Origin of the sequence: Nostoc sp. DedSLP03 (assembly GCF_034530815.1) — a bacterium.
Taxonomy (GTDB): Bacteria; Cyanobacteriota; Cyanobacteriia; order Cyanobacteriales; family Nostocaceae; genus Nostoc.
Genome location: NZ_JAVRCK010000003.1, coordinates 37,053 through 60,536, shown reverse-complemented (window position 1 = coordinate 60,536; position 23,484 = coordinate 37,053). Strand labels below are relative to the sequence as shown.

Annotated in this window: 16 protein-coding genes; 9 read left to right on the top strand and 7 right to left on the bottom strand. The window is 42.3% G+C overall.

From position 1 onward, the window contains the following. The first annotated feature begins 53 nt into the window (after positions 1 to 53). Complete coding sequence (locus RM368_RS02260; protein ID WP_322692536.1) at positions 54 to 548, top strand: hypothetical protein; 495 nt, start codon at positions 54 to 56, stop codon at positions 546 to 548. A gap of 636 nt (positions 549 to 1,184) precedes the next feature. On the opposite strand, the gene RM368_RS02255 is transcribed toward RM368_RS02260, so the two are convergent. The 3 genes from RM368_RS02255 to RM368_RS02245 all read right to left on the bottom strand — a co-directional run bounded on the left by RM368_RS02255 (position 1,185) and on the right by RM368_RS02245 (position 3,630). Then, positions 1,185 to 2,117, bottom strand: coding sequence for an alpha/beta hydrolase (locus tag RM368_RS02255; protein ID WP_322692535.1), 933 nt, complete (start codon positions 2,115 to 2,117; stop codon positions 1,185 to 1,187). Positions 2,118 to 2,136: 19 nt separating this feature from the next. Then, positions 2,137 to 2,643 (bottom strand): DUF4112 domain-containing protein, encoded by a 507-nt coding sequence (locus RM368_RS02250; protein WP_322692534.1) that lies wholly within the window; start codon positions 2,641 to 2,643, stop codon positions 2,137 to 2,139. A gap of 87 nt (positions 2,644 to 2,730) precedes the next feature. Further along, positions 2,731 to 3,630, bottom strand: a complete 900-nt coding sequence (locus RM368_RS02245; protein WP_322692533.1) for a YihY/virulence factor BrkB family protein — start codon at positions 3,628 to 3,630, stop codon at positions 2,731 to 2,733. Positions 3,631 to 3,774: 144 nt separating this feature from the next. Between RM368_RS02245 and RM368_RS02240 the strand changes: the two genes are divergently transcribed. Next, a complete protein-coding gene (locus tag RM368_RS02240; protein WP_322692532.1) occupies positions 3,775 to 4,242 on the top strand; it encodes a hypothetical protein in 468 nt (155 codons plus the stop codon). 104 nt (positions 4,243 to 4,346) lie between these two features. Here the strand turns inward: RM368_RS02240 and thrC (RM368_RS02235) are convergent, their stop codons facing one another. Beyond that, a complete protein-coding gene (gene thrC / locus RM368_RS02235; protein WP_322692531.1) occupies positions 4,347 to 5,438 on the bottom strand; it encodes a threonine synthase in 1,092 nt (363 codons plus the stop codon). Positions 5,439 to 6,369: 931 nt separating this feature from the next. Here thrC (RM368_RS02235) and RM368_RS02230 point away from each other — a divergent pair. Then, positions 6,370 to 6,564, top strand: a complete 195-nt coding sequence (locus RM368_RS02230) for a hypothetical protein (protein ID WP_322692530.1) — start codon at positions 6,370 to 6,372, stop codon at positions 6,562 to 6,564. 102 nt (positions 6,565 to 6,666) lie between these two features. Here RM368_RS02230 and RM368_RS02225 read toward each other — a convergent pair whose 3' ends face one another. Beyond that, complete coding sequence (locus RM368_RS02225; protein ID WP_322692529.1) at positions 6,667 to 9,039, bottom strand: hypothetical protein; 2,373 nt, start codon at positions 9,037 to 9,039, stop codon at positions 6,667 to 6,669. 297 nt (positions 9,040 to 9,336) lie between these two features. On the opposite strand from RM368_RS02225, the gene RM368_RS02220 reads away from it, so the two are divergent. Both RM368_RS02220 and RM368_RS02215 read left to right on the top strand, forming a co-directional pair. Further along, positions 9,337 to 11,001 carry an iron uptake porin gene (locus RM368_RS02220; RefSeq protein WP_322692528.1) on the top strand — a complete coding sequence of 555 codons (1,665 nt, stop codon included), beginning with the start codon at positions 9,337 to 9,339 and terminating at the stop codon, positions 10,999 to 11,001. Between the two features lie 437 nt (positions 11,002 to 11,438). After that, on the top strand, positions 11,439 to 11,792 hold the full coding sequence (locus tag RM368_RS02215) for a hypothetical protein (RefSeq protein ID WP_322692527.1): 354 nt from the start codon (positions 11,439 to 11,441) through the stop codon (positions 11,790 to 11,792). A gap of 251 nt (positions 11,793 to 12,043) precedes the next feature. Here RM368_RS02215 and RM368_RS02210 read toward each other — a convergent pair whose 3' ends face one another. Both RM368_RS02210 and thrC (RM368_RS02205) read right to left on the bottom strand, forming a co-directional pair. Next, positions 12,044 to 12,319 carry a ubiquitin-like small modifier protein 1 gene (locus RM368_RS02210; RefSeq protein ID WP_322692526.1) on the bottom strand — a complete coding sequence of 92 codons (276 nt, stop codon included), beginning with the start codon at positions 12,317 to 12,319 and terminating at the stop codon, positions 12,044 to 12,046. A gap of 88 nt (positions 12,320 to 12,407) precedes the next feature. Beyond that, complete coding sequence (gene thrC, locus RM368_RS02205) at positions 12,408 to 13,712, bottom strand: threonine synthase (RefSeq protein WP_322692525.1); 1,305 nt, start codon at positions 13,710 to 13,712, stop codon at positions 12,408 to 12,410. Between the two features lie 829 nt (positions 13,713 to 14,541). Here thrC (RM368_RS02205) and RM368_RS02200 point away from each other — a divergent pair. From RM368_RS02200 to RM368_RS02185, 4 genes are all read left to right on the top strand, one after another. Next, the gene (locus tag RM368_RS02200) at positions 14,542 to 17,067 is read left to right on the top strand and encodes a hypothetical protein (RefSeq protein ID WP_322692524.1); all 2,526 of its coding nucleotides are present in this window, start codon (positions 14,542 to 14,544) and stop codon (positions 17,065 to 17,067) included. 177 nt (positions 17,068 to 17,244) lie between these two features. Continuing rightward, positions 17,245 to 17,799, top strand: a complete 555-nt coding sequence (locus RM368_RS02195; RefSeq protein WP_322692523.1) for a hypothetical protein — start codon at positions 17,245 to 17,247, stop codon at positions 17,797 to 17,799. A gap of 268 nt (positions 17,800 to 18,067) precedes the next feature. After that, positions 18,068 to 19,504 carry a hypothetical protein gene (locus RM368_RS02190; protein WP_322692637.1) on the top strand — a complete coding sequence of 479 codons (1,437 nt, stop codon included), beginning with the start codon at positions 18,068 to 18,070 and terminating at the stop codon, positions 19,502 to 19,504. Further along, a complete protein-coding gene (locus RM368_RS02185; protein WP_322692522.1) occupies positions 19,501 to 23,400 on the top strand; it encodes a TonB-dependent receptor in 3,900 nt (1,299 codons plus the stop codon). The genes RM368_RS02190 and RM368_RS02185 overlap by 4 nt, the downstream gene beginning before the upstream one ends. The last annotated feature ends 84 nt before the right edge of the window (positions 23,401 to 23,484 follow it).

Sequence of the window (23,484 nt, the reverse complement as noted above, 5' to 3'; positions counted from 1 at the left end):
TGATATATCTGGTTGCACATCATCCTTGGCTATTGTTAACTGGGTGTTTAGCCATGTTTCTGGGAGGTGGCACCTTTGCCTTATATAGCTTAGGTAATGCTGGCCCCGTGCCACAAGAAGAACCAGAAAAAATCCCAGTTATCGTTGAAGAACCAATCAGTCCGCCCTCTGAGAATAGCAATCCTACACCTTTATGGGTGATTGCTGCGATCGTTCTCAGCTGTGGTGGTGGTTCTTTGCTGATTTTCCGAATGCTTAACCGCACCAAGCAACCGCAAAAAGTTCAAAAACAGGTTAATCGGCAGCAGGTACGCTTGGCACAGAAGCATTACCAAAAATTGGAACCAAATCTTCCTAAGAGTCAACCAATTTTTGTGCCACAGCCACAACTAATGCCCCTGATGCAGATGCAGCCTAAAACAAAGCATCTGGTAACTGTTCTCCCAGCAGAACACAAGCACCACCTGGATACGCGCACAGAACCCTTAGCAGAATTGATGGATCTTCGTAAAAATAGTTCATTGTCTGCTATTTTACGCCAGTATTAATACTACGGTAAAGTAAACCCCGTTAAATTAACACTTTTTGCCAATTAGCTAGGCTTAGATTCCCGACTTTCTCTAAGAAGTCGGGAATCTTGTTATGTACGAATAATTGATTCGCTATATAGCGGTTTAACTGCTTTTCAAAAGTTAGATATGAGCAATTAGGAAATTTAAAAACTTGCCAAAATGGCAACTAGCTTTTGATTATTCAAGTTAAATTGTATGAAGATAAACGACTTCAAGGGTTTGATTATCAGGGACTACCACTTAAGTGAATTTCTTTTGTAAAACACTGTTTACCAAGTGATTTACAAAAACAAAAAGCTATCTCTAACAATTATTTGCTAAATAAATTCAATAATCAGGTTTGGCATTTGCTGCAACAGGAATATTAAATGCGTGCAGGCGTTCTTGAACTACGCATTAGCCCCTAATAGGGGTAACGTCTGTATACATTCCTGTTCACTTCAGCAGCAAATGATAGAGTGGGAGTTTGAAAGCTGACTGATATGCTTCCTCCCACTCTCTTTTTATCGAAACAGAATTCAGGAGCGGAGCCAGAGACGCTCCGCCTCCGGTCAGAATGAAATTTGTGTAACTGGTATACTGAATTCTGAATTCTGGCTTCTGAATCCTTCTTTAAAAGTTAGTATCTTGTAAAAACTTAAGAATCGCTTTATTCACCACCGCAGAAGCCCCAGTTGAGGCATCATGACAGCAGTTAGATAAAATCTGTAATTTAGAATTAGGGATATGTTGATGTAATTTTCTACCATGACTAGCAGGAAACCAACTATCTTGCTCACCCCACAAAACTAATGTAGGACACTTAATTGCACTCAGGTTATTTTGAATTTTGGTGAGCATATTGGGCTTATTTGCTTGCCAATTCTCAATTTCTTGCGCGGCTATTTGTAACTCTTCGGCAACTTTTGCGATCGTACCAGGCAATTCAGTAAACGGGTAAGTTATCCAATAGATATCTTCCTGTGTCAAGATTGAGGGATCGAATAATACCCTACGTCTTTCTATTGCCATAACTTCTTTAAATAGAGGTGCAAACAAATATGTCAGACGTAAGGAATCAATTGTTTGCATTATTTCTAAGGGCATTTGGGCAAGCAACCACATAGACCAATGAGGTAGCTGTTCGGCAAAAACAGGTACGTTTACGACTATAAGCCGTCCGATTAACTGCGGGTTTTCTTGAGCAAGAGCAAGGGCAACTAATCCCCCTAGAGATTCTGCCACAATGATTGCGGGTTCATCACATAATGCCTGAATAATTCTTTTAAATTCAATAACTTGATGACCGTTGTGTTCTTTACGAGACAATGGTTTTTCGGAAAAACCAAAACCTTTGGCATCAAAACAAATTACTCGGTAATATTTAGATAATGCTGCTACGCTGTGCCGCCAATTGTAGCTCCAACTCCCCATACCATGTAATAAAATTAGCGGTTTCCCTCTTCCTCTTTCGCCATAAGCAATTTGTACAGGATACCCTTTAGCGTCACTAATAACTAAACTTTGCCGCCCTTTGGGAAAAGTAGCTTGCCACCAATCTTTCATTCTTTTATCAATAAACAATTTAACCGCCTGTAAAGGCGTTCCACAAGATTCTAATTAGGATCACAGGCAATGCTACTAAGACAATGGAGATGAGCAATAATCCAGCCAAAACGGCAAAGATAAACCATCTGTCTGCACTCTTTTGCTCGCTAGGAAACTTTAAGTATTCTTCCAAGAGCTTGATATTATTAGTGTTAGCTCTCCAGGCAACATCAAAAAAGTCTCCCAAAACTGGGACAGCGCCTACCAAGCCATCAATGATTACGTTCAAAACCATTTTACCTAGAGTCGCTCTAGATACGCCTAGCCGTGCTGCTTCTAGAATAATGTAGCTAGAAAACATTATTCCCAAAAAATCACCACCAATCGGTATGAGTCCTAAAATTGGATCTAAACCAAAACCAATCTTTGTGCCAGGAATGGTAATAACATTATCCAACAACCGACTTAGCTGACGCAGGCGCTTCAAGGTGGGTGCTTTGGCATCAGGTTCAATCATCGGAAATCGAGGAGGAGAATCAGTCATGGAGGCAATCGCTTACTTTGTATTGAATCGTTAGATATTTTACTCCCCTACTGAGCTTTTGCAATCATTTTCTCAAGGATTTACGAATTAATATTTTACTTTCGATTGCGGCTGGGCTTTTAAGCGCATATCTTCGCCGACAGTCACGTTTAACTGATCGCCGATTAACAGAACAGCAGCGCTCATTGACAGCCAGAGCATTAAAACTATCACTGCTCCTACAGCACCATATACTTTATTATAATTGCCAAAATTCGCCACATACAGCCGAAATAGGGCAGACAACATTGCCCAAAAAACAGCTGCTAAAATTGCTCCAGGCATCATTGGCGTGCCTGAGTTCCACTGACTAGGGCCATAGCGATAAACAAAACCAAAGGCGACAGCAACAATACTTAAAGCTAAAGGCCAGCGTAACAGTAGCCAAAGATGCAACAAAAAGATCAAAGAACTATTTTCGCGCGCTACTATTCCCAATAGCCAGTCGCTAGCAAATACCGAGAGAGAAGCTAGTATTAAAAGCAACATTGTGCCGACTGTTAATCCCAGAGAGACAAGCTTGGCTTTCCAAAAAGGACGGATGTTTTCTGAAGGAATTTGATGGATTTGATCGAGGGCTGTCATTGCGGTACTCACCGCCCCAGAAGCAGTCCAAATTGCTAATACAAAGCTTAGAGAAAATAAACCACTGTTTTTGGAGTTAGTAATTTCTGTGGTAGCAAAATCACGAATTAGCTCCAGGGCTTGTTCGGGTAAGATTTGACTTAGTTGTGCCGCCAGTTGTTTAAAGGTGTTTTGTAAAGATTCTGCCAATAAGCCAATGGCTGTGATGATCGCAAGAATTGCTGGAAACAGCGATAGCATAGCATTAAAGGCGATTTCCGAGGCGAGTCCAAAAAGTCGCCTTTCGATTGTTCGGGAAAAAGTTTTTTTAATCGTGCGCCAATTGAGGTGGCGAAAGAAGCGAAAAAAACGAAGCTTTGGCATAATTTAGAGTTAAAACTGGTTGGGTTTATTAACTACTGTGCTAAATTTTGCGTAGCGATCGCATCTATACTTTCTACCGCAAGAATACTGAGTCGAGAGTTTCTAATTAATGACCATTGAGCAATGACTAATGACTATTAATGTATGAATCAAGATTTAACACAACAGTGGTTGACAGAAATCCAGGTAATCAAAGAGCAGATGGCGGAACTTCAACACGAGCGCGATACAGCTTGGGAAAGTGCCCAAAAATGGCGTCAGCTTTACAATACAGAAGCAGAACAACGCCGTACAGATACTCAACTTTCCCAACAGACGATCGCCTCTCTCAAAGCAGAACTGCATAAACTCCAAGGTCTTGAAATAGACACACTAGCTGCTGGGACACCAGCAGCTATCCAACAAGAAATAGAACAGCTAAAATCTGTGGAAGACTTGCAAGCTAAACTAATCGCCGCAATTAAAGAACGCGATCGCCTCTTGCAAGCTTTGAAAACTGAGCAGGATAATCACGCCCAAACCCGCAATAGCCTCACTACTGCATTGGGTGATGCTATTGATAGCCTGACGCGCGAACGAGCAGGAGCAGGGAGCAGGGGAGCAGGGAGATGAGAAATCAATTCAAAATTCAAAATTCAAAATTAAAGAACTTCTGCCTCCTGCCTTCTGCCTCCTCTTTCCCAATGCCCCATGCCCCATGCCCCATGCCCAATGCCCTAAAATCCCATTGCCTTGGCTACTGCACCCAGTTCTGCCGCGATACCTTGTTGAAATTGGCTGTGATTGTGTTTAATGGCTGTATCTGGGTCTTTTAGTCCATTGCCTGTGAGGACACAAACTACTGTCGCCCCTGTGGGAACTTGGTCTTTCACCTGCAACAACCCAGCGACAGAAGCGGCGCTAGCAGGTTCGCAGAAGATACCTTCTGATGCTGCCAAAAGTCGATAGGCATCGAGAATTTCGGCATCGGTAACGGCGTGGAAATTTCCCTGACTGGCGGTTTGGGCGGCGATCGCTAATTCCCAACTTGCAGGGTTGCCTATGCGAATTGCTGTTGCTAGGGTTTCGGGATGCGCCACTGGCTGACCGTGGACTAAGGGGGCTGCTCCTGCGGCTTGGAATCCCATCATCCGGGGTAGGCGATCGCACTTTCTGGCTTGATGATATTGACAAAAGCCCATCCAATATGCTGTGATATTTCCGGCATTTCCCACGGGAATACACAACCAATCTGGTGCATTACCCAATGCATCGACAATTTCAAAGGCTCCTGTTTTTTGTCCTTCTAGGCGGTAGGGATTGACCGAATTCACCAAAGTGATCGGATAGCTTTCGGCCATGTCGCGGACAATTTCTAGCGCTTGGTCAAAATTACCTTTAATTGCCAATACTTCTGCGCCGTACAGTAATGCTTGAGCTAACTTGCCCAGTGCTACATAACCGTCGGGAATCAGTACAAAGGCATTCATACCTCCGCGTCTGGCATAAGCAGCAGCGGCGGCTGAGGTGTTGCCCGTGCTGGCACAAATGACTGCTTTTGCCCCTGCTTCCTTGGCCTTGGAAATTGCCATAGTCATCCCCCGGTCTTTGAAGCTGCCGGTGGGATTGAGACCGTCATATTTTACAAAAACCCGTACTTGTCTGCCAATGCGTTCTGCGATCGCTGGCGCTGGTATTAGAGGTGTGTTGCCCTCCAACAGAGTCACAATCGGTGTTTTTTCGCTGACAGGCAAGTATTCGCGATAGGCTTCTATCAGTCCGGGCCAGGGTTGGCGATGAGATGTAGCAACAGACAGGCTCAAAGTCACGGGATTTAAAATTTCTTAATGTAAGGATTGGATATTTTAGAAAGGGTGGGATCGGGAAGCGCAAAATGGGAAAGAGGAAAAAAGTAGATTTTTCGTTACCAGTTGCCTGTTCAGAGTTCCCTAATCTCAAAGAATCTTGTTAAGAATATTATTTGTGGTGCAGGCGTTTCACTTACTATTTTTATTTAGAACGTTAATTTATCATAAACCGCCACGGCGACCTTCGGTTCAACAAATTACCTTCGAGGAGACTGACAAGGTGAAAAATCATCTGTAAATCTATAGGACTCTTATTTGATTTTTGAACAAGACTGAGTACGTATTTATCCTATTCCTTATTTTGTGTTCCCTGTCTATAGAAGTAAATTCTCCGAATTAAACTGATTCCTATATTAGACTTACGTCATAACTCTCTAAAAATTTTATTTATCCGTGGTTTAAGTCGCGCTTATTGAATTATTTTATTCAATGATATCTATGTATTTTCCTGGTCGATGTGTTTTACTTAAGATAGGAAAATACTTAAGAGGCTGTCTCTTTTTGATGTTAGCCTTCCACCTCCCTTTCTACAAGAGACTGCACCAAGTGCCAGTGCTTCGCCCTACGTTTTTTCATGATTTAGGATAATTCTTGATATAGTCTACATATAATTTCTTGCGTAAATTCCTCAAAAACGGCGATAATTGTTTGTACAACCATAATTGACAGAGTATAAATTAACTATTCTTAAGTATCTTCCCGTGGAAGGATGCTTTACACACTTGGGTCAGTGTTTTTTTGGAACACAGCCATTATAATCACCGTCTTTTATGATTGAACCCAAAATCCATTAGAGTAATTGATTGAAAATATACAATTATTTAATAAAGCTTAAAAGAGCATTATTATAATATTTCTAATGGTGTGAGTTAAATAGTGGATTTAATTAGCAATGCCTACTTATTTATCTAGTGTTTCCGATCGCGAGTCCCAGACTGCCTGGGTCAATAAGTTAACCAAGTCTTATTATCAAGACGATCAGCAAGCTAAATTGATGCATTTACAAGCAGAGGTAGACTCTCTGTTGCAGCAATTGGAAAATCTGAAGCACCAACGTTTAGCCGAAACCAACCAAAAAGAAGAATAAGTCAGTCTTCGAGATAGCGATGACTACGACGGGCTATTCGGCGTCGCTTTTCCCCTCTTTAATTTAAATTTGAGTAAAGGGGAAATTTGAGCCAGGGGTGCGTTATTCAAAGCGCTGATTTTTCTCTGACCAGCGCCTCAAACTGTAGTTATGAGCATTTTCTACCAGTAAAGCTAAGGATTGCACCCCTGAAAGCTTGGCGATCGCAGAGAGTCTTTGTAAGTAATTTCCTGTAAAATCAGTGTAAATAACTTTATTTACATCAGACAAAATTATAGTCCGGTCGCGGCGCTGCTCTGTGTTTTTTCTCTGTTCAGGTGTCCCCTGATTCAAGGATGCTATTGCTTCTGGTGAGATAGTCAGGATTATTTCTGGTTGAGCGTTATTTGTTAAATCAATCACTTGAACGGGCCAATCACCTAATTTTTCCTGCATCTGTTCAAAGCTAGGAATAGCACCAACCGGAAATTCACCGGATTTTTGTAAAGATTGCCACAGACTCGATAGCATTATCTTCACCCCTTGGGGATTTTGTTGATGCAGTTCTCGTAGAGTAATAGGAGATGGTTGCACCCATTCCAATGCTGCATTTGTCAAAGCTAAAGGTTTGGGTTGGAGAACATCGTTTGGATTATCTGGAATTTTGGGACCAGCAGCTAATAGGCGCAAAACTTTACCCCGTAGTTGCACCGCTTTGATAGTGGCTATAGTGATTTTTTGTTCTCCATTTGCCAACCAGACTACAATCTGGATTTCCGGGTCAGAACTGATTCCCAAAGTTTTCCAGAAAAATTTAGCAGCGTCAGTTTTCGGGGGGTTAAAATTCTCAAAGGGAAAATTTAGCCAGCGTTTCCCGTCATTAAATGCACTCACCTCCACCTGATACCAAACTTGATTATCCGTAAGTTTCAAATCTGCTGGGGAATTTGGTTGCAGCCATTCGGTATTGGTAACTTGAGTAATTGGCTGCACTGTACCAACAATCTGACTAAGGTGAGTCGAGGATATTTGCGATGTCCCCTTACCATTGAGTCTTGATAATAGACCTTGAATATAGGCAAGATTCTCTTTTGTAATTTTTGGTTGCGCCTTTAACCAAGAATTAGCGTGTCCTTCTCCTCGCTGAACTGCTAAAATCAACGCGAACCAAGCTTGCACCTCTCGTCTATTTGGGTTCACCTGCAACGCTGCTGCTGTGCGATTCCACAACCGTTTTTCATCAGCTTTGAGTAGAGTAGCAATTTCTTGGGCATTATGTGGCGACGCTTCAAACACCTGTAAAGCTTTCTCCCAGCGGCCATCAATCAAATCTGCCAGTACTTCTTGACTAGGACTTGCCCAAATTTTCTGGGCTTGAATTTTAGTAAGTTGAGAATGCAAGCGAATCAAATCCATTTGTGCTTGCGCCGCTTCTGGTAAAACTCCTTTGCGCTGTTTCTTGATGAATTTCAACCATTCAAAAGCTGGTGTCCACAATCCACTACGCGCAATTGACAAGGCACTTTGGTATCCAGAATTCTTGAAGGTCGATGATTGGAGGCTAATCGCCTCCAATTGAATTGGTTTGAGGAATAACTTCAGAGGTTTAACTTGGTAAACTTGTAAATGCGGTTCTAAACCTACTGTTTGATCGATAACTAACTCTTTTGTACCATCACCAGTTACCTGCTGCCATTTCGGCAATTGTCCGTTAGGACTAGTCCAAGACAACATTTGTAGTAAGTTTGTGCGTTCTGGATTGTAGTATACGACGTAACCGTAGCGGATCGTACCAGTTGGTTGTTGGCGTTTACCCCGCAAATCAAACCAAACCCCTGATGATGGTGTCTTACCTTCAAAGCGTTGCACTTCAGTTAAAGGTAGGGGAATACTGATATCCTGGGGTTCTGAAGTTCCATCAAGCAAAGAAGAAATCACAAAGGATTCATCTGGGCCAGTTACAGATAATTGAGTCGCTAAATAGTAGTAATTTTCTGACTGAGATTTAAACTCTAACTCAACTGATCGCTCGTAAACCCTGAGTTCCACCAGTTCTTTACAATCAGATTGACAATTAGCACGTTGTTGAAAAATTGGTAGTAAAAATGAGGCTTTCACATCCTGATATAAAGGCAGAGTTTCCCCAAATATTTGGTTTTTTTTACTCAAATCGAGTTGAATTTGTTTGAGAGTTTGGGGGCGTTCGTGTTTACCAAGGGGAATTTGTGCCCATGCAGGTAAAATTTTATTTAGCCAGCTTACTTCGTCTGGATTGAAGATGAAGAGAACACTAATCCAGGCAAAAGCCATAATTAGACTAGCACTACTTAAGATAATTGCGTAGCTTACCGCCGTAGGCATTGCTAATATTGATGACAACCAACTTCCTCGTTTTAGCTTTTTCTGGGATTTTTTAGCGACGCGTTTCATCGCACCAGCACGAGGTTGATTTGGTTTAGAGTCTTTTGGCTTCAGCTTGCGTGAACGATTTGCCATAGATTGGGGATTAGGGATTAGGGATTGGGGATTGGGGATTAGGGATTGGGTATTAAGAAAACTCTTTCCTAATCCCCAGTACCCAGTCCCCAGTAACCAGTCCCCAATACCCAATACCCTGTTATACTCGCCCTTGCAAAAGTTGCCCAGAAGCATTAAGTCTAATTTGGGACAAAATCCGTAAATGTCCCCATGTGAACCCTAGACGATCGCGAATACACTCTTCACTTAAGTATGTGAGCAGAGTGTAAAAAATTGAAAGGTAGACTTATTAGCCGCAATCATCGCAAAACCTGGATGCTCGCATCGTTACTAATTGCGGGAGTAAATGGAGTTGCACAAACAGCATTAGCACAAGAGTACATCAATCCAGAAACTACTCAGGAGATAGGAGTTAAGGACAATAGTATTATTCCCTCATCTCCCCTCCTCCCAGAAGAACCGATGGCTCAAGTTACATCGGTATCTCAACTCAAGGATGTACAACCCAACGATTGGGCATTCCAAGCCTTGCAGTCTTTGGTAGAACGTTATGGTTGTATAGCCGGCTATCCAGATAGCAGCTATCGCGGTAATCGCGCCTTAACTCGGTATGAATTTGCTGCGGGTGTAAACGCTTGTTTAGATAGAGTCAACGAATTAATCACTACAGCCACCAGCGATTTAGTCACTCGCGAAGATTTAGCAATATTACAAAAATTACAGTCAGAATTTGCTCCTGAATTAGCAACTTTGCGGGGTCGTGTCGATAATTTAGAAGCCAAAACTGCCCAAATTGAAACCAACCAATTCTCAACAACAACTAAACTCAGTGGACTACTGATAGTTGGCATTCAAGGACGAACTAACAATCGTGGTGATGTTAATCCTAGAGATGGACAAAAGGATACAGATGATGCCGGGACAAATATTAATGTTATTTCCCTGGCACAGCTGTATTTAACTAGTCAAATCACTCCCAGTAGTTATTTGTTTACAGGTCTTTTAGATGGTAACGGAACAACTGCACCTAGATTTACTAATAGTGTTTCCCGGAATGATGTTTTACTTGGTTACGAATTTCCTACAGATAGCTTGATAGTAAGTGACTTAAATTTTCATTGGCTGGTGACAAATAAATTAGCAGTAATGATAGGAACAGAAGGTGTAAGTATGCCAGCTGCTTTCCGAGGCCCCAATCGGGTAGAAAGCGCTGCAACAGGGCCATTATCTTATTTTGCCCAAAGAAACCCAATTTTAAATATGGGATATGGTCACGGCGGTATAGCTATTGATTGGCAATTTGCTAAACGCGCTAGTTTGCAGGCAATTTATACTAGTTATCAACCAGGGAATCCCGGTAAAGGTAGCGGTTTATTTGATGGAACCACTACAACAGGTGTGCAATTACTGCTGACACCAACCGATACTCTAGATTTAAGTTTATATTACGTTAACAATTACGCTTCCGATGGTTGTTTGCTAACCTTTGTTGGTGATGAATGCTTAACTACAGTTAATACCACTACCGGAAAATCAGCACCGCTACAAACTAACGCCGTAGGTGCAACTCTTACTTGGCAAATTTCTCCCCGCATTAGCGCAGGTGCGTGGGGTGGTTATACTAAATCTTATATTCCTGGGCAATCGGGAAGTGTAGAAACAACAAATTATATGGTGTTTCTGAATTTCCCTGATTTATTGAAGAAAGGAAATTTAGGAGGAATTTATGTCGGTCAACCTCCTAAAATCACTAGTAGTGACTTACCTGTAGGAAATAATGTCCCTGATTTTATCAATACAGGTTTAGGACGAGCAGGTGGACAACCAGGCACGACCACTCAAATTGAGGCATTTTATCGTTTTAAATTAACAGATAATATTAGCATTACACCAGGAATAATTCATCTTATCCAGCCTGGTAACACACCAGATAGTGACTCAGTTACTATCGGCATTCTGCGGAGTACTTTTAGTTTTTAATCCTGCTTGCAGATAAATATTATATAACTTAAATCTTGATAGCACTTAAATTAAATTGGTCTTAATCAACTCTTAAATATATCTTTTTTAATGCTATATACCTGATTTTCAATAGATACAAAAACCGTTTGATTCACCGCCAAATCTCGATATCAATCCAGTGTATAACAACATCCCAAATTAATAGACTCATGATTATATTCATAGAGCATCTTCCTATAGGATGTTTGCAAATATGCTGAAACTCGATATTATTTTGCTTCGAGATCGCCAAATATCTAAAATAGAAAATTAATCTGCCATAAGCTATAATTATTTATCAGTATTTTTACAACTATAATGAATAATTTTTGACTTGCTAATGACTAGCAAATACTGTTTATAAATAGACTTTTGTGGGTAATACTAGACAAAAATTACTGACGAAAAAGTTCATCATGAACCTAAGTATAGTTGATGATAAATTGCAGATAGAATTTACGTTTAAAGAGCAACTGCTAGCCGTTCGTTTGAATAAGCTTTGGCAAATATCACTAGCCCATATTGAACAAGTCACAACAGCCGAACCCCAAAGTAATTGGCGAGAATTGCGTGCCCCTGGTAGTTTTATTCCTGGAGTAATTAAAGCTGGAACTTATTACACTAACCGAGGTAAAGAGTTTTGGTATGTGAATCGAGAGACAAATTATTTAACCATTGAATTGCAAGATGAATCCTACAAGCGGATTATCTTAACTATTGATAACAATGAGTCTTGGCAACAAAGACTTGTTCAGATCATTGCTGTATAGTTAGTCAAGTAAAATCAGTCCCACAAGATAAGTTGTGCGCTATTGCTTATTAGTGTCAACATCAACCAAAATATGGGTGAAATTCTCGTTTTCACCTAACAATCGCCTGGAAATGCTGGCTGTATTGTCTGTACTGCAAGTAAGAGAGGCTGTAGCCCTTTTAACGAGCATTCCCAGTCGAGAACTGGGAACAAGTCAATCTTGCAAAGCTTTATCTAATTAAGCTTCTACCTTATTTGGTGTTTTGTCTATTAACCACCCGCGACAGCTGGGACAATACTTACTTCATCGCCATCTTTAAGAGTTGTATTAATACCATCTAAATGGCGAATATCTTCGCTATCAACGTAAAAATTTACAAACCGACGTAGTTTGCCTTCTTCATCGCACAACCGAGATTTAATACCAGGAAAGCTTTGTTCTAAGGAGTCCAACAATTCAGCAATGGTGCTACCGTTGGATTCTAGACTAGCTTGATTATTAGTCAAATTCTGAAGAGTTGTAGGAACTAAAACTGTTACAGCCATAGAAGTACAAAGTGAATAGTTAAAAGTGAGGAGTATAATTTAAAAGTTAGGAGTTATGAATAAAAAACTCATAACTCATAACTCCTAACTAAACGAGGACTTGTTGCCATTCCAAGCGATCCAAAGTACGCGATCGCTCTAACGCACGTTCAAAACTATCGAGTTTCGCATCAATAGTCAAGGGTTCACCAACGTAGCCTTGGACTGCTTCTTGGGTTTTCAAACCATTGCCTGTGATGTAAACCACGGTAGTTTCATCTGGATCGATTTTGCCAGCTTCTACCAGTTTTTTCAGCACGGCCACGGTTGTACCACCAGCCGTTTCTGTGAAGATGCCTTCGGTTTCTGCCAGCAATTTGATGCCATCAATAATTTCGGCATCATTGACTGACTCAATATTACCACCAGTCTTCTGAGCTAGCTCCACAGCATAAATACCGTCTGCTGGATTGCCGATTGCTAACGATTTCGCAATTGTATTCGGTTTTACTGGCTTAATAAAGTCACGTCCTTCTTTAAAGGCTTGGGCGATGGGCGAACAACCTTCAGCTTGAGCACCGCTGAAACGGACGCTCTTGTTTTCTACTAAACCAACTTCGACAAATTCTTGGAACCCTTTATAAATTTTTGTAAAGAGCGAACCAGATGCCAAAGGAGCAACTACATGATCTGGTAATTCCCAGCCTAGTTGTTCCGCAACTTCAAAACCTAGCGTCTTAGAACCTTCAGAGTAATAAGGACGCAGATTAATATTGACAAAACCCCAGCCATGTGTATTAGCAACTTCCGAACAGAGACGATTGACTTGATCGTAGTTGCCTTTGACGGCCATGAGGGTGGGACTGTAGATTAAGCTACCAAGAATTTTACCAGCTTCTAAATCTGCGGGGATGAACACACAGCAGTCTAAACCAGCATGAGCTGCGATCGCAGCTGTAGAATTTGCCAAATTACCAGTGCTAGCGCAAGAAACAGTAGTGAAACCTAACTCCCGCGCTCTGGATAGAGCAACTGACACCACCCGATCCTTAAAGCTCAGAGTGGGCATATTCACGGCATCATTTTTTATATAAAGCTTATTTAGACCCAGGCGACGGGCAAGACGATGGGAACGAACTAGGGGAGTCATACCAGTTCCCACATCTATAACATTGTCAGTTGCGACAGGTAAAAAGGGGCGGTAGCGCCAAATTGAATTAGGCCCAGCTTGAATTGTTTCACGAGTGACAGTCAGACGTAGGGCGTTGTAGTCATATTTAACTTCTAAAGGGCCAAAACATAACTCACAAACATTACTGGCTTTGAGTTCATATTCTGCACCACATTCCTTACACTTCAAGGCTTGAAAGTAAGCAGTGCTGGTTTGGGTTTGGGTTTTGATTGCCTGAGTCATAAACTAGCTTTCCCTGTTTGTCTGTCACTTGTCGCCTGATACTAGCACGAGCAAAAATACCAGTCAAACATACCCGACTAAAAATATCGGATATGTTTGGTATTGCTAGGAAGGATTCTTGTAAAACTTTAATACTAGTAATCTCTATTTAGAGTAATTACACGTATGTTTTTCATGTTATGAAAAAATAAAATAGTTTCCATTATCCAGCATTAACACTGAAAAATACTATGATAAAATTGCATGTTTTTGTGATAAAATTGCATTTATTGAAATTGCTATCCTATTTAAGCGATCTAGAACGCTTAGTTAATTTTCAATTTTTTTTATCTAAATGACTCTCCAGGGCAGTATATATTTCTGATAACAAAGACTTAAAAACACTTTTGTATATAAGTTTTAGTGTTTTTAGCATCTGAATCAAGCCACTAAAATTGCTATGTGTGTTGCCAAAATAAAGTTAATTTTTCAGCTTTGATGCACTCATTCATAGCTCAAGAAGTTACTTATTTATACGGAAGATTTTTTTTGCTTTAAAAGCTACATTGCTATTTACATCTCTAACTAAGCAAAATACAGTAATAAATTACACATATTTGCGATTGCCAGCTTTGATTCTCAAGGGTAAGCGTAAAACCACTAGACAAGTTATTTCTGGTTATTGTCTCAATATAATTTCCCAGGAGTGTCAATAATTTAACTCTTTAAATATGCATTCCCAAAACTTCAACGTTTTGGGCAGCCATAATCGGTAATTCCTTAAAGGGAATTGCCGAACTTTATCCTGTTTCAAAATCCGAGATACAAGTTCAGCAAACAAACTACTTATATGGTAAATCGAAATCAATCCGTAAATAAGCAGCGTAAATTTTACCAATTTCTAGTAGCAACAGCATTATTAACTGGTAGCCTTTTCCAATTTCTCGCACCCGTATTAGCTGACGGAACGACTGCGGGTACATCTATTAGTAACACTGCAACAGCAACCTACGAAGATCCCAACAGTCCAGGGACAACTATAAATGCCACTTCTAACACTGTCGTTGTCACTGTAGCAGAAGTTGCTGGAATCACCGTTACAGGGTCTGGAGTCACAGATAACAATGGCGGTAATGTTGCAGTTGGCGACTTACTAATTTACACCTACACCTTGACCAACGTAGGTAACGATCCCACCAAATTCCACATTCCCAACCAAGCGACAACAACTGGGCCGGGTACAGTTTCTGGCACATTACCAAATGGTGGTACAGCTAATAGCCTGCAATATAGCACTGATGGTGGTCAAACTTGGATAAACGTCCCTCAAGGTGGCGTAGACACACCTTCTGTTCCAGTTAACGGTACTGTGTTAGTACGTGTGCCAGTAACTGTACAAGCTGGCGCTCAAACCAATGATGTCATTACCGTTACTCTTGGTAATACTCCTGGTGATGCTCAAAACCAACTGCGGAGTCCTGATGGTGGTGACGTATTCACTGTAGATAACCCCGATGGTAGTGCTGGTGAGGTATCTGGTGCGCCAGTTAATGGTACACGGGAAGCTAGCGCCACCGAGCAAATTAAGGTTGGTTTAACAGTAAAAACCTATGCTTTAGGCACCATTCTCAAGACTCGCAGTGACTATAACAATGCTGGCACAACTGCGATTACAGATGATAAATTGACCTACGATTTGAGTTTGCGAGTTGAGTCCAACGATCCCACAGGACAGGGAATTACACCAGCAGCTTTGACGGGTACAAGCATCAATGTTAATGGTGTTGCTGGCACTTATATCTTGGTTTCTGATGCGATTCCTGCGGGTACAGATTTGGCGGTAGCACCGACTGCACCTCCTGGTTGGCAAACAGTTTATACAACTACCGCAGTTACAACTAATGCTAATGCTGCTAGTTGGACTACGACAGCACCACCCTTGGCCTCAGTCACTCGCGTTGGTTTTATCAATAATCCAGCGACTATTACTTCCATTGCTCCTGGTACAACGGTAAATGGCTTCTCGATTCAGCTAGCTGTTGAATCAACTGCAACTTCACCCTTAACCGTCGCTAATATCGCTCAATTGTTTGGTCAAACACCCAGTAGCACTTTCCCAGTATACGACGAATCTGGCGACCAAAATCCCAGCAACTACAACGGTTCTCCAGGTAGTATGACGCCTCCTCCAGGTACAGATACCAATGGTGATGGTATTCCCGATACTCTACCACCCGGCAACGTTGATGATGGCTATATTAACACTCCAGCATCTCCAGAAACTGGAACTGACACAGGTAATAACAACAGCGGTACTGGCACAGGTGGTGAGGCGAACGTCTTCACGGTGCAAGCACCTGTTACTTCAGCGTTGCTCAACGGACCGCAAAATGCCCCGGATGCTACTGGGCCATCAGGTGGAACCAACGATGATTTCACTAACAAATCTTCTCTCGTTCCTGCCGGGACAGCACCTGGTAGTACACTTGACCCACAATCAGTTGGCTTCACCAATACAGTTAAGAACAGTGGTACTGACTCAGGTGTTTTGAAGATAGAGCCTACGCCACCAGTAATTCCAGGAGATTTACCGAATAATACGAAGGTGACTATTACCTATAATAGTCAGTCTGCTGTCTATACCTATAATAATGGAGCGTTTGCATTAACTGCTGGTACAGCAATTACAATCCCCAATGTTGCTCCTGGTGCAAGTATCAACTATGGTGTGGAAGTTGATTTACCTCCAGGTACGCAGTTATCTACTGATATTAGTAAAGGCTTCCCAGTACCGATCATTGCTTCGATTGATAATTATACGACAGATACTAATGGTGATGGAATTAAGGATACTGGCAACGATAATACCTTTGATTCATCCAATATCACCATAGATCGCGTCTACACTGGCTTCCTGAAACTGTTGAAAGTGTCGCGAGTTTTACAAGGTACTGGGCCTGTAGTCCAGGGGAATGATGGCACATTCAGTATCGATCCGAAGAAGCCTGCACCAGGAAACATTATTGAGTACCAAATTCAATACACAAATATTTCCGATCCTCAATCTGGAACTGGGAATGTGATTTTGAATGCTAACAAAGTTGTGATTACTGAAGATGGCACGAAAAGCCCCAATAACTGGGCATTAGACAACGATGCTAGCGGTCAAATTGATACTAGCAACATTGTTGGTTCAGCTAAGGATTCCGGGAGTGCAACCATCCAATTCTTTAGTGGTAATCCAGCTACTAACTCTGGTATCGACCAAACTGGAACTACGGCAAACACTGATGTTGCTAAGTACATAGATACTGTCACTGGCACGATCGCACCGGGTATTCAAAGAACATTTACCTTCCAACGCAAGGTGAACTAATTCGTTGGGATTGGGGACTTTGAAGTTTGCAGACTCTGTTACAGAAGAGTCTGCGAAGTATTTGACCTTATCCCCAACCCCAAACAGCAAGCAAATAGGAGAGTGACTTTTTCTTAGCAAAAGCTGGGAAAGATAAGTCAACAATTCACATTCTGGAAGTTTTTTGAGGTTATTTATATGAAGCGTGTTTCTTTTGCAGGTTTAGGAGCATTCGCTCTCATTGCCACAGTTCCATTTGTCGGTCAAATTCCGGGAGTATGGCATTCAGGAAGTGCTGTTGCTCAGAATATCAGAACTCAAGGGCAAATTCAATTGCGCTTAGAGGCAGAAAAGCAAGTGGTGGCTCAGGATCAACAAGGTAAGCAAAGCCAGAAATGGGAACCTTTAAAAGGTCAAGTTGTGGTGCGACCAGGAGATGTATTGCGATATACCTTGATTGGCGAAAATAAGAGCGATCGCCCAGTGAAAAATTTGATTTTTAATCAACCTATTCCTAAAGGAATGGTCTACGTGCTGAATTCTACCAATGTCGCCAAAAATGCCAAAGTTACTTACAGCATTGATGGTGGGCGTAGCTTTGTCGAAAATCCCACTGTTAAAGTTACTCTTCCTGGCGGCAAAGTGGAAACCAAACCAGCGCCAGCCATTGCTTACACTCATATCCGTTTGCAGATTCCGTCACTTGCTGCAAAGACAACAGTCAAGGCGACTTATCAAACCCAAGTCCGCTGATTAACACGCCGCTTTCCTAACTCGGAAAAGATCTGCAATCAAGAATATTTTCAGATTCCACTGGAAAAGAGATTTTAAAAGAGTTTTAGCTTAACTGGATTTCCCCAAATAAATAAGTGCTTTTATTAACAACAAACTTGACATTTCATAGGAGATGTGTTAAGTGAACCGTCCTCAAAACCAAAAGCAAATTAGTTCTAGCGGTAGCTGGTGGCGACGGTTAACAGCTACTGTTCTTCTGGGAAGTTTTTTGCATACTACTATATCTATGCCAGCGATCGCGCAACAGACTAACAATCTGGTTGCGTCTTTGCCATTAATAAATCAAGCTACTTATACTTATACAGATTCTGCCAGCAATTCTCAATATCAAGGAACTTCTGAGCAAATTAATGTTAGTCCTATCCCCTTACTCGATCCTTTAGGACGAATTTTAGGTTGCGCTGGGACAATTTTACCTGACTATACAGGTTTTTCAGTTGGGGTATACGAACCTAACTCTAGCGACCCAACAGGGACAGAATTGGGTAGTTTGGTTTCTCTGACACGAACAGAGTTGCCAGATATTCCTAATAACAACGTTCCTGGTGGGAAATCGCCGAATACTGAGAATAGTAATCCCTACTTCGTTACGAATAACCCTGCGGGTGTCTACAATTTTCTACTCGATCCGAATAAGGGTCAAACCGCTCCAGGTAGAACCTACATTTTTGTAGTTAATCCACCACCAAATTCTATCTATAAACAGCGACGGGTCAAGATTGAAATCCTTGATAGTACTGGTACACAAGGTAATAATGTCGTGCGATATGTCGCCAGTTCTCTAGATGGTCAACCAATCAGTCTTACAGGTGAAACCAGAGTAGAGCAAACAGTTGTTTTAGTTCCCAACGCAGAAACGGTGGGACTGGATTTATTAGCCTTTGAATTCACTACAAATTTGTGTCAAGCCAATCAGTTACAGATTATCAAAACAGGCGATCGCGCTACTGCTGAACCTGGAGATACAGTAATCTACCGCCTGTCAGTAAAAAATCTCGCTGATGCTGGTTTGAATAATATATTTGTCACCGACGACCTACCTTTAGGATTTCAGTTTTTACCGAAATCTGTGCGGGGAGAGCTAGATGGTCAACCAGTCGCGATCGCCTCAGAACGCAATGGTAACACAGTGACATTCCGCACAGACGTAACAATTCCCCCAGAGAAAGTCTTGAATATTGCCTACGCTGCTCAACTAACAACTGATGCGCTGCGTGGTACTGGTCGTAACACTGCGATCGTTAATGGTCAACGAGCTGATAACCGTTTTAGTACTAAGGATGGCCCAGCAACCCACCAATTGAAAATTCGTCCAGGAATCGTTTCTGACTGTGGCACGATTATCGGTCGGGTGTTTGTTGATAAAAACTTTGACGGAGAACAACAGCGTGGTGAACCTGGAGTAGCCAATGCGGTGATTTTTCTGGAGGACGGAAACCGCATCACTACAGATCCTAATGGTTTGTTCTCTTTAGCTAATGTCTTACCTGGATACCACACAGGTGTACTAGACCTTAGCAGTGTAGCCGGTTACACCCTAGCTCATAACGAAAAATTCCGCGAACGAAATAGCCAATCTCGCTTGGTGCATTTAGAGCCTGGTGGCTTAGTACGCATGAACTTCGCTGTAACCCCAACATTTCAGGAGCCAGTCAAGAAATGAAATCCAGACTGCACTGTTTAACTACATTTAACCTGAGATTGATGGGGGCGATGCCAGTAGTAGCTCTCAGTCTTGTTTTATACCCTGCACTAGTCAAAGCAGAAATCACTAGTGAAAAACCCCTTTTCCCTGATTCCCATTTGCAAGCCGATAAAGGTGTTGAAGATCGAGCGGATCGGAATAAAGTTGCTGAAAAAAGTATAGATTCAAATTCTCTCGATCTCTTAGGAAGTTCCGAGCAAGATTCTCCACCTCTTGAATTTGCCTCAACTTATAAAGCATCGGCTCCTGAAATTCCAGATATCCAGGCAAGTGAAGCAGAAATAGACCCATTTCAATCAGAAACTTCTATTGATGTGCCCAATAGCTCACGCAAAATAGTAGGAATCAAAAACGACGAACGCAAAAATACTGAAACACTATTTCATGCTTCTCCAACAGAAATACAACCATTTCAACCAGCAACTTCTGTAGGTTTGCCTAGAGGATTACGCAAAATTGCAGGAGTAGAGGACGCGGGGACAAGGGGACAAGGGGTAAATGAAAATCTTCCTGTATCTCCTACTGTCCCTATCTCTACAGCAATCAAAATCCTGACTCCGACGGCTGACAGTGTTATGGATGTACAAGCTAGCACGGTAATTGTGCAGTTTCCTGCTGGTAGTCAAGTGGAATTGCGGGTCAATGGCGCGTTGGTAGATCCTTCTTTAGTAGGACGGACGGAAACCGATGCTACCACCAATTTGGTAACGCAGACATGGTATGGTGTCTCGTTAAAAGAAGGTGCAAACACCATTTCTGCACAGGTTGTTGGAGGAACAGAACCCCCTGTAACAGTACAAGTTGCAGTGCGAGGAACGCCACAGCAACTAACCTTAGAAACAGTTGAGTCTCGTATCCCAGCGGATGGGCGTTCTACGGCTACAATTCGGGGTCAACTCCTCGATGCAAGTGGTAATCGCTCGAATCGTGATGCTGTTGTTACCCTCATACCCACTGCTGGGGAGTTGGTCGGGAAAGACTTCAAGCCTGATGAACCGGGATTTCAAGTGGAGGCGAAAGCGGGGCAATTTACAGCGATTTTGCGATCGCAATTGAAAGCGGAAACTGTGACAATTCGCGCGATCGCTAATGATTTAGAAGCCTTCACCCAACTACAATTTGAAACGTCACTGCGTCCGAGTTTAGTTACTGGAGTCATAGATTTACGTTTGGGTGCTAGAGGTACAAATTATTACGGCAGTTTCCGTGATTTCCTCCCTCCTGACAAAAACAACGGAACCCAATTAGATTTCCATTCAGCGATATTTGCCACTGGTGCGATCGGAGAATGGTTATTTACAGGCGCATACAACAGTTCTCGTAACCTCAATGAAGATTGCAACTGCGATAATCGTCTGTTTAGAACTTATCAATTCAGCGAGCAAAACTATCCTGTCTACGGCGATAGCTCGAAACTTGATGTAGTTGCTCCTTCCATTGACAGTGTATTTTTGCGTTTTGAGCGTTCAGCCCGTACCCCTGGCTCCGATCCTGATTATGCGATGTGGGGTGACTATAACACAGAAGAATTTGCGCGGCGATCGCAGCAATTTACTTCTATCACCCGTCAACTTCACGGTTTTAAAGCTAATTACAACTTAGGAAACCTCCAAATTACAGGTTTCTATGGCGACCACTTAGAAGGATTCCAACGGGATACGATTGCTCCCGATGGTACTAGTGGTTATTACTTCCTCTCTCGCAGACTACTACAAGCCGGTAGTGAAAATGTCTTTATCGAGTTAGAAGAACTCAATCGTCCTGGGACTGTATTAGAACGGAAACAGCTGAACCGAGGCCCAGACTACGAAATCGACTACGATCGCGGTACTTTATTATTCCGCGAACCGATTCTTCGTACCGATATCGATCGAACCGGACAAGTGTTGGTACGTCGGATTGTTGTTAGCTATCAATATGACAGCGAAGACTCTGACGGGAACATCTATGCTGGTCGTTTGCAATATAATCTTTCTCGCAAACTTAACTCCGAAAGTTGGATAGGAGCAACTTACATTCAAGAAAATCACGGGGTGCGCGACTTTCAACTCTACGGTGCAGATGCACTGATTGCTTTGGGTGACAACGGTAAGTTAATCGCAGAATATGCTCATTCCACTAATGATTCTGATGTTGTGGGAAAGGTCAGAGGTGATGCTTACCGTTTAGAAGCTGAAGGAAAAATTGCTAATGGGATTCAAGGTCGTGCCTATTATCGCTTTGCTGATACGGGTTTTGCCAATAATGCCACTATCAGCTTTGTCCCAGGACAAACCCGTTATGGAGCGCAGGTTACAGCTAAACTCACCTCAACTACCAACGTCAGAGCGCAATACGACCACGAAGACAATTTTGGGATTGCTCCCCAACCCCTAGACACTTTTGAAGAACTGTTTGCACCGCGTTATGAGGCGATACCTGGTAGTAAGGTTGATAATTCACTGACGACGATTTCTGCTGGGATTCAACAACGCTTGGGTAGCGCCACTATCGATCTGGATTGGATTCATCGTCGTTTGGAAGACCGCATCCCCGACAGTACCCTCAGTAGTAATTCCGATCAACTGCGATCGCGTTTTTCAGTTCCCCTTGCTAAAAACCTGACTTTCCAAGCCCAAAATGAACTCAGCTTATCTTCCCAAAAAAATGCTATTTACCCAGACCGTACCATTTTGGGGTTGAATTGGGCAGTAATTCCTGGTGTCAACGTCAGTTTAGCCCAACAGTATTACAGTAGCGGTCAATATTCGGGTAATTCTATTACTAGCTTGAGTGTCAACGGCGAACACAAACTCGGTTCGGATACTACTTTGACTGGTCGTTACTCAATTTTGGGTGGTGCTAACGAAATGACTACTCAAGGAGCAATTGGTATAAACAACCGCTGGACTATTGCTTCGGGATTGCGGCTAAACGTTGCTTACGAACACGTATTTGGCAACTTCTTCGGACGCACTTTAGCAGGTCAACAATATGCCCAACCCTACGCTTTTGGTCAAGCTGCATCTGCGATCGGGTTTGATGGTGGCGACAGCTACAGTGTGGGGCTGGAATACAGTGATAATCCGCAGTTTCAAGCCAGCGCTCGTTACGAACATCGTTCTTCTTCTGGAGGTAGTAATACAGTAATTACCGTAGGTGCTGCGGGTAAAATTTCTCCGGCTCTCACAGCTTTGGTACGTTATCAACAAGCTGGTTCTTCCAATCAAAAGCTTTCAGGATTGGGAGATACTGCTAACCTCAAGTTGGGTTTAGCCTACCGCGACCCCAATAGCGATAAATTTAATGCTTTATTGCGTTATGAATATCGTCAAAATCCATCAACCATCCCTGACACTATCTTGTTAGGAAGTGGTACGGGTTCTCAAGACCATACCTTTGCTTTAGAAGCGATTTACGCTCCTAACTGGCAATGGGAATTCTACGGGAAGTATGCGTTACGTAACAGTACCTCTTACATAGCTAACGATTTAGCCGGTACTAGCACAGTAAATCTAGCCCAAGTACGCGCTACCTATCGTTTGGGATATAGCTGGGATTTGGTGGGTGAGGCTCGTGTAATTAGTCAGTCTAGCTACAGTGAGACAGGCTTTGTTCTTGAAACAGGTTACTACCTCACGCCTAACCTCCGCGTTTCGGCTGGTTACGTCTTTGGTAAAGTTGATGACCGAGATTTTTCTGGCACACGTTCTGCGGGAGGCACGTATTTAGGCTTTACGGTTAAGCTCAACGAATTGTTTGACGGCTTTGGACAACAAAAACCTGTAGCGCGTCAGCCACAGGAATCGGCGATGAAAACTTTGGTCGGTAAACTCAAGGCTGCAATCAGGGGGATGCAAAGACGTGAAATATAAAAGGGTTATTTGATGTAGAGATGTTTATTGCAACCTCTATATACGAATTTAACCTTTCCCCGTGGGAATACTATTGTCGTAACG